This is a genomic window from Pseudoalteromonas sp. SWN29, from assembly GCF_015864465.1.
GTDB lineage: Bacteria > Pseudomonadota > Gammaproteobacteria > Enterobacterales > Alteromonadaceae > Pseudoalteromonas.
In genome coordinates this window covers 13,099-25,353 of sequence record NZ_JADYXE010000019.1, presented here as the reverse complement: position 1 = coordinate 25,353, position 12,255 = coordinate 13,099, and the positions used below count along the sequence as shown (strand labels likewise).

Annotated in this window: 10 protein-coding genes; 2 read left to right on the top strand and 8 right to left on the bottom strand. The window is 41.6% G+C overall.

Annotation, left to right across the window (positions count from 1 at the left end; genetic code table 11):
- Positions 1 to 73: 73 nt before the first annotated feature.
- Complete coding sequence (locus I6F53_RS09180) at positions 74 to 544, bottom strand: cupin domain-containing protein (RefSeq protein ID WP_231611854.1); 471 nt, start codon at positions 542 to 544, stop codon at positions 74 to 76.
- A gap of 169 nt (positions 545 to 713) precedes the next feature.
- On the opposite strand from I6F53_RS09180, the gene I6F53_RS09175 reads away from it, so the two are divergent.
- Positions 714 to 1,862: an endo-1,4-beta-xylanase gene (locus I6F53_RS09175; protein WP_166419468.1), complete on the top strand. Its 1,149-nt coding sequence runs from the start codon at positions 714 to 716 to the stop codon at positions 1,860 to 1,862.
- Positions 1,863 to 1,957: 95 nt separating this feature from the next.
- On the opposite strand, the gene I6F53_RS09170 is transcribed toward I6F53_RS09175, so the two are convergent.
- From I6F53_RS09170 to xylB, 6 genes are all read right to left on the bottom strand, one after another.
- Positions 1,958 to 2,932: an aldose epimerase family protein gene (locus I6F53_RS09170; RefSeq protein WP_166419467.1), complete on the bottom strand. Its 975-nt coding sequence runs from the start codon at positions 2,930 to 2,932 to the stop codon at positions 1,958 to 1,960.
- Between the two features lie 13 nt (positions 2,933 to 2,945).
- Positions 2,946 to 3,329, bottom strand: a complete 384-nt coding sequence (locus tag I6F53_RS09165; protein ID WP_166419466.1) for a hypothetical protein — start codon at positions 3,327 to 3,329, stop codon at positions 2,946 to 2,948.
- Positions 3,330 to 3,436: 107 nt separating this feature from the next.
- Positions 3,437 to 5,455 carry a transketolase gene (gene tkt / locus I6F53_RS09160; protein WP_197239305.1) on the bottom strand — a complete coding sequence of 673 codons (2,019 nt, stop codon included), beginning with the start codon at positions 5,453 to 5,455 and terminating at the stop codon, positions 3,437 to 3,439.
- Positions 5,456 to 5,513: 58 nt separating this feature from the next.
- Entirely contained in the window at positions 5,514 to 6,452 is a 939-nt protein-coding gene (gene tal, locus I6F53_RS09155; RefSeq protein ID WP_197239303.1) for a transaldolase, read from the bottom strand.
- Positions 6,453 to 6,491: 39 nt separating this feature from the next.
- A complete protein-coding gene (gene xylA / locus I6F53_RS09150; protein WP_007375167.1) occupies positions 6,492 to 7,811 on the bottom strand; it encodes a xylose isomerase in 1,320 nt (439 codons plus the stop codon).
- A 30-nt stretch (positions 7,812 to 7,841) separates the two neighbouring features.
- Positions 7,842 to 9,299 carry a xylulokinase gene (gene xylB, locus I6F53_RS09145; protein ID WP_197239301.1) on the bottom strand — a complete coding sequence of 486 codons (1,458 nt, stop codon included), beginning with the start codon at positions 9,297 to 9,299 and terminating at the stop codon, positions 7,842 to 7,844.
- A gap of 162 nt (positions 9,300 to 9,461) precedes the next feature.
- Here xylB and I6F53_RS09140 point away from each other — a divergent pair, with 162 nt between their 5' ends.
- Positions 9,462 to 10,418 carry a Gfo/Idh/MocA family protein gene (locus I6F53_RS09140; RefSeq protein ID WP_197239299.1) on the top strand — a complete coding sequence of 319 codons (957 nt, stop codon included), beginning with the start codon at positions 9,462 to 9,464 and terminating at the stop codon, positions 10,416 to 10,418.
- Between the two features lie 105 nt (positions 10,419 to 10,523).
- Here the strand turns inward: I6F53_RS09140 and I6F53_RS09135 are convergent, their stop codons facing one another.
- The gene (locus tag I6F53_RS09135) at positions 10,524 to 12,134 is read right to left on the bottom strand and encodes a glycoside hydrolase family 43 protein (protein ID WP_197239297.1); all 1,611 of its coding nucleotides are present in this window, start codon (positions 12,132 to 12,134) and stop codon (positions 10,524 to 10,526) included.
- Between the last annotated feature and the right edge of the window lie 121 nt (positions 12,135 to 12,255).

Genomic DNA, 12,255 nt, shown 5'->3' with positions numbered 1-12,255 from the left:
AAGCGTCTCTTAACCTCTTTGTGCATCATTCTCTTGGTTTATTTCACTTGAAAACTCAAAAAGCCATTCAAAACTACTTAGCCTGATACCTCACTACCACAAACTTAAGTGGCACATCGCCGTTGTTATAAATCCCGTGTAGGTCATTAGGGGCTGCAAATAAAATATCCCCGGTGAGTGCTGGTTGGCTTTTGCCATTAAGTGTCCAGGTACCTGAGCCCTCAAGAATCATTAAGTATTCTTCATCGGGATGCTGGTGGGCGGGGTGTATTTCGTTATTAGGTTTAATAACCGCCACACCTGTAATAGCGCCTTTGGTAAGTGATGTATCGCCGTAAAAGTAGGTATGAAAATCACCGCCTTCGTAGTGAGTAATGTGCGCGTCTTTTTGGCTCACTATAGATGAGGTAAGTTGCTTGGGTTTATCTGCTGCGCTGACAGGTAATGCAGTAATTATTGCAGAAGTTAATGCAGCAGTTAATGCGACCGTTAATGCAAAGGTGCCTGCGGCTTTTAGTGATAAAGTGTTTGTTGTGTTTTTCATGTGTGTCCTTGCTAATTTATTTACTAATTATCTTGCTAGTTAGGTATGCAATTAAGAAATGTGTGCTGTGTTATTTTTGTTCAGTCTATTTCAATAAAACGTTGTTGTCAAAAAGACTATATGGTGTTAAGTTTACCTTACACACTAAAAAACACACAACAGGTACATCATGCATAAAAATAAACTAACGATTGCTATTTTATTAGGAATGTCGAGCCTTACACTTGGCTGTAATGGCTCAGCAGAGCAAAGTAAACCGACTTTAAAAGCACAAAAAGCGCCGGCGCAATTAACGCTTAAAGCGCAATTTAAAGATCACTTTAAAATTGGTACCGCAATTAGCCGCGACCAAGTGTTAGGAGCTTTGCCTGAAGATTTAAACGTGGCTAAAGCGCAATTTAATACCTTTACGCCAGAAAATTCTATGAAGTGGGAACGTATACACCCAGAGCTTGAAACGTATGATTTTGAAGCCGCTGATGCGTTAGTTAAGTACGCACAAGAGAACAACCAAGAGTTAGTTGGGCATACATTAGTGTGGCATTCGCAAACACCTGATTGGGTTTTTGAAGATGAGCAGGGCGAACCGCTTACTCGCGACGCATTACTTAAGCGTATGCAAAACCATATTAATGCTGTTGCAGGGCGTTATAAAAACCGTATTTTTGCATGGGACGTTGTAAACGAAGCATTAAACGAAGACGGCACACTGCGTGAATCTAAATGGAGCACTATTATTGGTGACGACTTTATAGAATACGCGTTTAAATACGCTAAGCAGGCAGCGCCTAATGCCAAGCTGTATTACAACGACTACAACTTGTATAAGCCAGAAAAAAGAGCCGGTGCAATTACGCTTATTAAAAATTTACAAAGCAAAGGCATTGAAATAGATGGCATTGGCATGCAAGCGCATTATTCGCTTGATAACCCTGAGCTTTCGTTAATGGAAGACTCTATTGTGGCATACGCAGCAACGGGTATTGATGTGATGATAACCGAGCTTGATATTTCGGTTTTACCGTTCCCTGAAGGTGAAGAACAAGGCGCTGATATTTCGTTAGATATTGCGCTACAAGAGCGCTTTAATCCATATCCTGACGGATTGCCTAGTGAAGTAAATACCCAGTTAGGCGAGCGCTACAAAGCCGTGTTTAACATACTTAAAAAGCATGACGATAAAGTAAGCCGCGTAACATTTTGGGGTATAAGCGATGCAGGCACTTGGCGTAACGATTGGCCAATGCAAGGGCGCACCGATTACCCATTATTAATTGACCGTGAGTTAAAACTTAAAAGCTTTGTAAGCGATTTATAATAGCAAAAAACATTTAACCTCCCGTAAAGGATCGCTTAATAGCGATCCTTTTTTGGTTTTAAGCGCTTAAAATAGCTATTTTGATAGGTTTATTATTAAGATTTCAAGTTAGTTAAGCAGTAACTAATATGCGTTTGCAAAGGTACTTGTGGTGTTAAATAGCTAAATGGGAAGTGTGGGTTATTAGGGCTGTCGGGGAAAAATTGCGGCTCTAGGCAAATACCGTCAAATTGGTTAAACGGGCTTTTTAAATGCTGCCCTGTATAAACCTGAATAGCAGGGTAGTTAGAAAGCACACTCAGCATTACTTTTTCATCGGCGCTTGTAAGCGTCGCGTGTTGCTTATTGGCTTGCAGATTGAGTACTTGCTCGGTTACAAAGTTATGATCGAGTTTATCGGTTTTATTAAGCACCCGCGCATTTGTGTAGTCAAAAGTGGTATTTGCTACAGGGGCTATTAAACCTGTGGGAATGGCGTTTGTATCTACGGGGGTATAATGCGCGGCGGCCAGTTTTAATGTATGCCCTTGTGCGCTGTTAGTAATGCCATTTAAATTAAAATATGGGTGCGCTGTTGGCCCTGCAATCGTTTTTTTATTACTGGTAATCGTAAATTTAATATCAAGATTACTTTGGTTTTTACTGTTAGTGGTAAAGGTATACAGCACGTTAAATATAGTTTTACCGGGGTAGCCGTTATAACCATCGGGTAGGGTAATACTTAAACTTAACGCATTTTTTTGATGGTAATCGAGCTGCCAAAACAAGTCGCTTAATGCTTTTTGACCGCCGTGGAGTTGGTTTACGCCTTCGTTTTTATTAAGCGCATAGGCTTTATCATCAATGTTTATTTGGGCGTTACTTAGCCTGTTTGCATAAGGGCCGGCTACAGCGCCTAAGTAAAACGTGTCGTTTAAATAGTCATTAATATTAGAATAGCCAAGTATAATATTTCGTTTTTTATTATCAACATGGGTAACCCAGCTGGTAAGCCGGGCACCGTAGTTAATAATAGAAATAGTGTCGTTTGTCTCATTACTTAGTGTGTATTGAACAATTGAAGTTGTCATGTTGGTTACTCTTTTAATTGTTCATTCTGGCTTTTTTAATTTCTTCTTTTACGATTGGGTACAGATCGTATGTTGGATAAAACTCAGTGCTGTAGGCTTTCCAACCATAACGTTCAATCGATAAATTTACTTTTGGTAATAACGCTGCCGGAAAGCGCAAGGTAACTACTTGCCCTATACCCATCATTACTTTCCAAGATTCTACTGTAGCGCCCTCTGGTGGGAAGTGTTTGTAAAAGTTAGCGTTGTTTAGTATTTCTTTTATTTCAGAGAGGTTTTTTGATTGGTCGTGCTTTAAAAAAATCGTTAGCATTAGTTCATCATTTTGCTCGTCACTTGCCCATGCGTTAAAACTAGTACTTGCACTAAAAAGCATAATTAATAGTAAATATTTCATAGTTCACCTTTGTTAGTTAATTATAAAAATGCGCCGAGCTTTGGGAAGCTTAGCGCATTAATTGGATAAAGTTTGGATTATTTAGCGCATTACGCGTACTAAATATATTAAGTGTTGGCTTTAATTAACGCCTGCGCGGTGCTCACTACATTTTTGGTGGTAAAGCCAAAGTGCGCTAATAACACGTTACCTGGCGCCGACTCACCAAAAGTGCTCATACCAATTACTTTGCCTTGTAAGCCAACATATTTAAGCCAGTAGTCTTGGTGTGATGTTTCAATTGCAATACGGTTTGCTACCGAGTTTGGCAATACACTTTGCTTGTAATCGTCTGATTGTAGATCAAACAATGTGGTGCTTGGCATTGATACCACACGCACTGCAACACCTTGTGCTGTAAGCTCTTTTGAGGCTTGCATTGCTAAATCAACTTCAGAACCCGTTGCAATTAAAATAAGCTCAGGCGCTTTATTGCTTTCGCTAAGAATATAGCCGCCTTTTTCTATGTCGCTAATTTGCTGAGCGGTACGTGGCTGGTGGTTGAGCCCTTGGCGACTAAAAATAAGCGCTGTAGGTTGCTGCTGATTTTGTATTGCGTTTTTCCACGACACTGCAGTTTCTACTGCATCACATGGGCGCCATGTTACTAGGTTTGGGGTCATACGTAGGTTGGCTAGTTGCTCAATAGGTTGGTGAGTTGGACCGTCTTCACCTTGGCCAATAGAGTCGTGGGTATACACAAATATATTTTGAATACCCATAAGTGCCGACATTCTTACTGCGTTACGGGCGTATTCCATAAACATTAAAAATGTAGCACCGTAATTAATAAAACCACTGTGCAGTGATATGCCATTCATAATGCCGCTCATACCAAACTCGCGCACGCCATAAAACAGGTAATTACCGCTGGCGTCATCTGCGCTTATGCCTTTAGATCCAGACCACAGCGTTAAGTTAGAGCCGGCTAAATCGGCAGAGCCACCTAATAACTCTGGTAAATGCGGTGCAAAGGCTTCAATGGTGTTTTGCGAGGCTTTTCGGCTGGCAATATTAGCAGCGTCTTTGTTGCACTGTGCAATGTAGTCGTTTGCTATGGCTTCAAAGTTGTCAGGTAGCGTGCGTTTAATTACGCGACGCTCAAATTCTTTGCCAAGCTCTGGGTGGCTTTTGGTGTAGTCGCTAAACAGTTGCTGCCATTGTTTTTGTTTTTTATCACCGCTTTGTTTAGCGTCCCAATGTGCGTAAATATCATCACTGATACTAAATGCTTCATTTGGTAGGTTTAAAAATTTACGCGCAGCGGTTATTTCGTCATTACCTAATGGCGAGCCATGGCAGTCGTGCGAGCCTGATTTATTTGGCGAGCCAAAGCCAATCACGGTTTTACAACACAGTAGAGTAGGTTTGTCGCTCACTTGTTTGGCTTGTGCAATAGCGTTTGCAATTTGTTCTGGGTCGTGGCCGTCTATATCTTTTATTACATGCCAGCCGTAAGCGTCAAAGCGTTTAGCGGTGTCGTCTGTAAACCAGCCCTCAACGTGTCCGTCGATAGATATGCCGTTATCGTCCCAAAAAGCAATAAGTTTACCCAGGCCTAATGTGCCTGCAAGCGAACATGCTTCGTGCGATATGCCTTCCATTAAACAACCATCACCCATAAAGCAGTAAGTGTAATGATCAACAATATCAAAACTCTCTTTGTTAAATTGTGCTGCTAGGGCTTTTTCGGCAATAGCCATACCTACGGCATTTGATAAACCGGCGCCAAGCGGACCTGTGGTTGTTTCAACACCTGGGGTATAACCGTATTCAGGGTGACCTGGGGTTTTGGAATGCATTTGTCTAAATTGTTTAAGCTCGCTAAGTGGTAGTTCGTACCCGCTTAAATGCAATAAAGAATAAATAAGCATAGAGCCGTGCCCGTTACTGAGAACAAAGCGGTCTCGGTTTGGCCAATTAGGATCGTTTGGATTGTGGTTTAAAAAATCGTTCCACAGTACTTCGGCTATATCGGCCATACCCATAGGTGCGCCCGGATGCCCTGAATTTGCTTGCTGTACCGCATCCATACTGAGTGCGCGAATGGCATTAGCAAAAGGCGCACGAGAAGAAAGCTGAGTCATGTATTACCTCAAATAAAATTAAAAAAGCCCGCACGTAATGTGGCAGGCTTGAGGGAAATTAGTGTAGTAGGTCTTCAACCAATTTAGCCAAAATACGCTGGTCTTTGGCAAAGTTACGAATGCCTTCACCGAGCTTTTCGCTGGCCATTGGATCTTCGTTGTGCTGCCATAAAAACTGCTGATGGGTAAGCTCGGTTATTTCACTTCGCGGCGCTTTTGTTATGTTTGCAGCGTCAAGTTTAGTAACCAGTTCACCTTCTTGGCTTTGTAAGCTATTTAACAGCGGTGGCGAAATAGTGAGTAAATCACAGCCAGCAAGTTCGATTATTTCTTCAATGTTTCTAAAGCTTGCGCCCATTACCACGGTTTTATAATCGTACTTTTTGTAATACTGATAAATACCGGTAACCGACTGCACACCAGGATCTTCACTTGGGGTGTAATTTTTGTTTTCAGCCGCTTTGTACCAATCAAGAATACGACCAACAAACGGGGATATAAGTGTTACATTAGCTTGCGCGCACGCAATGGCTTGCGCCATCGAAAAAAGCAGCGTTAAGTTACACTTAATGCCTTCTTTTTCTAACTGCTCAGCGGCTTTAATGCCTTCCCACGTTGAAGCAAGTTTAATAAGTACGCGGTCTTTTGAAATACCCGCTTGCTCGTAAAGTGAAATAAGCTTACGCCCTTTGGCAATACTTGCTTGGGTGTCAAACGATAAACGCGCATCTACTTCGCTTGATATACGCCCAGGTATTACTTTTAGTATTTCACAGCCAAAGTTAACAATAAGTTGGTCGCAAATAGCGTCAACGTCGTTGCCAGCTTTGCTTATAGCATCACTAATTAAATGTTTATACTGGGGTAATTTTGCAGCTTGTAAAATTAACGAAGGGTTGGTTGTTGCATCAACCGGTTGTAGAGCTTTGATTGACTCTACATCGCCACTGTCGGCAACGACTGTGGTTACTTTTTTGAGTTGTTCTAACAAGTTCATAATGATGTACGCCTCGGCTTTAAAACCGACGCGATGTCCTTATACGTAGCGGTTAACAATATTCTCAAGCAGCTCTTGGCGACCAGAAACTTGCTTAGGATCGATGTTGTTCTCGTGTACTAAGGCAGAAAGGCTCTCAAGTGATTGCTCACCATTTAGAATGCTTTGACCTAGGTCTTCTTTCCAACCAGCGTAACGTTTTTCAACAAAATCAGTCAGCTCGCCACCTTCAATCATTGCTGCTGCATTGAGTAATGCTTTAGCCATTGTATCCATACCGCCAATGTGACCAATGAATAAGTCATCACGCTCACACGATTGACGACGAAGTTTAGTGTCAAAGTTAAAGCCACCGGTTGTAAAACCACCCATTTTTAAAATTTCGTAAACAACAAGTGTGCACTCGGCTACGTCGTTAGGAAATTGGTCAGTATCCCAACCGTTTTGCATGTCGCCACGGTTAGCGTCAATACTACCCATAATGCCCTCAGCGCAAGCAACTGCAATTTCGTGATGGAAACTATGACCCGCAAGTGTTGCGTGGTTTGCTTCAATGTTTACTTTAATTTCGTCTTGTAAGCCATGTTTATATAAAAAGCCTGCAACCGTTGCTGTATCGTAATCGTACTGGTGCTTAGTTGGCTCTTGTGGTTTTGGCTCAATTAATAATGTGCCTTTAAAACCAATTTTTTTCTTGTGCTCTACAACCATTTTCAAAAAGCGTGCGTACTGTTCGCTTTCTTGTGCAAGGTCTGTATTTAGTAGCGTGTCGTAACCTTCACGGCCACCCCAAAGTACGTAGTTTTCGCCGCCTAAGCGATGCGTAATTTCCATTGCATGTTTAACTTGTGCTGCTGCGTATGCATACGTATTAGGATTAGGGTTTGTTGCACCACCGGCACAAAAACGCTGATTTGAGAATAAGTTAGCAGTACCCCACAGTAGTTTTACACCTGTGCGCTGCATTTCTTTTTCGATAATGTTAGCTATGTGCGTTACGTTATCGTGGCTTTCTTGTAGTGTTTTGCCTTCAGGGGCAATATCAACATCATGAAAACAAAAGTAAGGAACGCCTAATTTTTCATAAAATTCAAAGGCTACTTTTACTTTTTGTTCAGCAAGTTCTAATTGATTGCCTACAGGTTGGATCCAAGGACGATCAAATGTACCTTCACCAAAAATATCAAACCCAGTAGAACAAAAGTTATGCCAGTAACAGGCTGCAAAACGTAAATGTTCTTTCATTGTTTTGCCAAGCACTACTTGGTTTTCGTCGTAGTAACGAAATGCAAATGGGTTTTTAGAGTTTTCACCCTCAAATTTAATTTTTTCAACGTTTGTAAAAAATTGCTCGCTCATAATGTGCTCCATTAATTTTATAATAGTGTATTAAAAGTATGTTTTTACACTTTGATAAAGTGCTTTGTATGTTGTGTATTGCTGTGCGTAAAAGTCTTGCATAACTGGGTCTGGCTCAATTGTTTGCGTTACTTTGCCGTTAACACACACTTGTTGTGCAGGGAGTTGTTCTACTCCTATTCGGGCAAGTCTTGCGGCGCCAAATGCAGGGCCAACTTCTGAGCCTTCTCGGTAAATAAGGGGGCGGTTAAGTACGCTTGCGATGATTTTTCCCCACAGTGGGCTCTTAGCGCCGCCACCAATAACGGTTACATCGTCAATTTGTGCGCCAGCATCAAGCAGAACTTGTTGGCCATCGGCAAAGGCAAAAGCAACGCCCTCGAGTACTGCGCGGCCAAGGGCTGCTGCATCGGTATCGCTGTCTAAACCAAAAAACACACCTTTGGCATCGGGGTTATTATGCGGCGTACGCTCGCCAGTTAAATAAGGTAAAAATATGACTGAGCTTGGTTTGCTAAAATCGCATTTACTTACTTGTTCAAGCAATGCGCTTTCGTTTTTAAAACCGGTTAATTTAGTGACCCAGGTTAAACAGCTTGCTGCGCTTAACACCACTGACATTTGGTGCCAGGTGTTTTCAATGCAATGACAAAAAGTATGTACAGCACCTTCTGGGTTAGGCAGGTATTTATCGTTAGCAACAAAGTAAACGCCCGAAGTACCTAATGACAAAAACGCTTGTTTAGGCCTTACTACGCCAACACCAGCAGCGCCTGCGGCATTATCGCCACCACCTGCAACAACAGGCACTTGCTCCATACCCCATTTAGCAGCAACTTGGGCTGTTAATTTGCCAGTAATTTGTGTGCCCTCAAAAAGGGTAGGCATGTGTTGCTCTGTTAAGTCGCAAGCGCTAAGCATTTTTTGCGACCATGCTCTTTTTTCTACGTCTAGCCACAGTGTGCCTGCTGAGTCAGACATGTCTGATGCAAAATCACCGGTCATTAAAAAGCGTAGGTAGTCTTTTGGTAATAATACTTTGGCTACTTTTGCAAAGTTTTCTGGTTCAAACTCTTTTAACCACACCAATTTAGGTGCAGTAAAACCAGGCATTGCTATGTTGCCGGTAATATTACGAGAATTTGGTTCGCGTTTTTCAAGCTCTACACATTGTGCTGCACTGCGCCCGTCGTTCCATAAAATGGCTGGGCGAATAATGTTATTGTTTTTATCAAGCAGCGTAGCGCCATGCATTTGCCCAGAAAGGCCCACAGCCTTTACCGATTTTAGTAATGCAGGGTGAGTATTTTTAAGCTCATCAATTGCACTACATGTAGCAAGCCACCAATCTGTAGGGTTTTGCTCAGAAAAAAGTGGTGCTGGGCGTGAAACGCTTAAAGATCCACTTGCTTGAGCAAGCAATTGGTCTTGCTCGTCTAAAATAATTACTTTTACACCTGAAGTGCCTAAATCGATACCAAGGAACATAAATGTGATGCTTAATGTTGTTTTAGTGTTAGCGCTAACATTAATGATTTGATATTGTTAAGTCAAGCTAGTTTTAAACTATGTTTAACAATTAATTTGCAAGTTTATTGCTTGGTTGTTGGAGTTCACTTAAATTTCTTTTTAAGATCATAAGGAAACACTATGAAAAAAATAAACTGGGGTATTGTTGGTTGTGGCCGAATTGCTGCACAATTTTGTGAAGACTTAGCACATACAAATAATGGTGTTGCGTACGCAGTTGCAGCAAGAAATGGGGATGATGCAACCGCTTTTGCGAGCAAGTATGGTGCGGCCAATGCCTACGAAGGGTATCAGGCATTATTTGACGATAAAAACGTTGATGTAGTTTACATTGCGACCCCGCATAACTTTCACTTTAAAAATGCCAGCGATGCTATTAAAGCAGGTAAGCATGTATTGTGCGAAAAGCCCATTACGGTTTCGGCTGAAGAGTGCAAGCAGTTGTCTTTACTGGCTAAAAAGCACGACGTATTTTTAATGGAAGCCATGTGGACGTACTTTTTACCTGCAATACAAAAAGCAAAACAATGGGTAGAGCAAGGGCGAATTGGCACTATTAAACATGTTAAAGCTGACTTTGGTTACCCTGTGCCTTTTAACCCCGACGGGCGTGAATACAACCCAGATTTAGCGGGCGGTTGTTTACTTGATATGGGAATTTATCCGCTTGCCATTGCCAATTACTTTTTAAATAACGACCTTGAAAACTTACACGTAAGAGCAAATATTCGCTATAAAGGCGTGGAAGACGATGTACTTATTACTGCTAATTGTGGCGATGTCATGGTGAGCTTAGGAACGTCATTTCAATGCCGGTTAGGGAATGGCGCGTATATTATTGGCGACAAAGGCTATATAAAAATACCCGATGCATTTAGAGCTTATGAGTGCTCTTTGTATGAGCTTGATGACTTAATTGAGCATTTTGAAGATGGCAGGCAGTCACAAGGTTACAGCTTTGAAGCCCAAGAAGTAGGGCGCTTACTGAGCGAAAATAAACGAGAGAGTGACATTATGAGCCACTCTCAAAGTTTACTTTTACAATCACAAATGGAGCGTATTAAAGCCCTGTTTTAAAATAGTTTTAAGAGGACTTTAATAAAGCTTTAAAAGAGTTTTGAATGAGCTTTAAAGCAGTTTCAAAAAGCTTTCAATCAACTAATAAACTTAACTGGCGGCGATTTATTCGCCGCTAGGTTCGTCATAATTAAAAAATGAAAAGTGAGCTTCTTTATTTCTCCCCGATAAGTCTTGGCAGGCCATACCAACAAAAGCGCCGGTAAAACACGGGCGATACCCTTGTGGTGATTGCTGCACGTAATCATCAGATAAAATACTGCCATCGAGCACTGGACCAAACTTTATCCAGCAGTTTTTCTCGGTAGCATAATAAAACTGTAGCTGCGCGCCATTAAAATCAGCTTTTAAGTAAACAGGTTTGTTTGTTTTAAGCAAAAGCGGTGCAACAGGCGTACTTGTTTGGTATTTATCGCAGCTTATTATATTTAAATAACGCGGTGTGGTTTCATCGCCTACATCGCCGCCGCTTATATGCAAATAGTAGTAATGTGCGGTGTTGTAATAACATACTAGCCCCGCCATTTGCTGAAAACTGCACGGCGCAAAATCAACGCATGTGCTGCTAACAGTATGATGAGCCTGTACACGCCTGGCAATAAAACTTTGTTGATGCAATGAGCTTAAAGACTCTTTTCCCACTAGGGTGAGCGATGCTTTTTGGGTGTTTTTATAGACCCAACTTTTGCACATAGGTATACGCAATGACTGAAAATCAACAGTAAGCTCATCGTTACTAAAATCAATATGTGCAGGAGGTTGCGGCTGGGGATTTAGCGTTAAACCTTCAACGGGTACGTGTATTCTCGGGGCTTTATTTGTGTGTTTTGCATAAGGCCAGCCATCGTCTTTCCAGATTACTTGCTCAATCCCTGTTTCACGCCCTGTAATACATCGGCCGCGCTCAGACAGCGGTCTTGATGTTAAAAATACCGTATACCAGTCACCATTTTGCGTTTGAAAAAAATCCCCATGGCCACATTTTTGCAGCGTATTACTCGGCTCGTGGGCTGCTGTTATTACGGGGTTGTACGGGTGTACTTGGTAAGGGCCAAATACGTTTTTAGCGCGAGCAACACTAATGCAGTGTTCATACCCTGTGCCACTTTCAGCGGTAATTAAATAGTAGTAATCACCGCGTTTTAAAATATGTGGGCCTTCAGTGCAACCAAGTTCTGTGCCTGAAAATATAGGTTTAACATCGCCTATTAATTTATTGGTTTGTAGGCAAAGCTCTTGCATTACTATGCCACCAAATAGTGCGTTGTTGCGGTGATCAACCAACATATTGAGTAAATAACTTTTACCGTCATCATCGTGAAAAATAGACGGATCAAAACCGCTAGAATTTAAGTAAGTAGCCTGTGACCAATTACCGGTAATATTAGTGGTTGATACAAAATAGTTTGGCGTGTCTTTGTACGGGCCATCAAAGCTTTTTACATTGGTATACACCAAATAAAAACGCCCATTGCTGAAGCTAAGTTGCGGTGCCCAAACGCCGCAAGAGTCGGGCACTCCTCGCATATCGAGTTGCTCTACGGTGTTAAGTGCTTGGCCTATAACTCGCCAATTTACTAAATCGGTAGAGTGGTGAATTTGCACACCGCCAAACCATTCAAATGTTGAGGTGACTATGTAGTAATCATCATCCACTCTGACAATGTTGGGATCTGGGTTAAAGCCTCTTAGGATTGGGTTTTGCAGCATGCTCATAATATAGGCCTTATTAAGTTTTTTATATTATTATTTGTGAATTTTATAAATTTGTTGTTAGCGCTAACATTTTCAGTGTAGTATAAGACTTTGTCAATAAGTAATCATTTAAAACGCGCTG

Excerpts from the sequence above, each read along its gene's own strand:
- I6F53_RS09140 (WP_197239299.1), top strand. The coding sequence starts at position 9,462 with ATGAAAAAAATAAACTGGGGTATTGTTGGTTGTGGCCGAATTGCTGCA.
- I6F53_RS09170 (WP_166419467.1), bottom strand. The coding sequence starts at position 2,932 with ATGACAACTTCAATTGTTCAATACACACTAAGTAATGAGACAAACGAC.
- I6F53_RS09165 (WP_166419466.1), bottom strand. The coding sequence starts at position 3,329 with ATGAAATATTTACTATTAATTATGCTTTTTAGTGCAAGTACTAGTTTT.
- xylB (WP_197239301.1), bottom strand. The coding sequence starts at position 9,299 with ATGTTCCTTGGTATCGATTTAGGCACTTCAGGTGTAAAAGTAATTATT.
- I6F53_RS09135 (WP_197239297.1), bottom strand. The coding sequence starts at position 12,134 with ATGAGCATGCTGCAAAACCCAATCCTAAGAGGCTTTAACCCAGATCCC.
- I6F53_RS09180 (WP_231611854.1), bottom strand. The coding sequence starts at position 544 with ATGAAAAACACAACAAACACTTTATCACTAAAAGCCGCAGGCACCTTT.
- xylA (WP_007375167.1), bottom strand. The coding sequence starts at position 7,811 with ATGAGCGAGCAATTTTTTACAAACGTTGAAAAAATTAAATTTGAGGGT.
- tkt (WP_197239305.1), bottom strand. The coding sequence starts at position 5,455 with ATGACTCAGCTTTCTTCTCGTGCGCCTTTTGCTAATGCCATTCGCGCA.
- tal (WP_197239303.1), bottom strand. The coding sequence starts at position 6,452 with ATGAACTTGTTAGAACAACTCAAAAAAGTAACCACAGTCGTTGCCGAC.
- I6F53_RS09175 (WP_166419468.1), top strand. The coding sequence starts at position 714 with ATGCATAAAAATAAACTAACGATTGCTATTTTATTAGGAATGTCGAGC.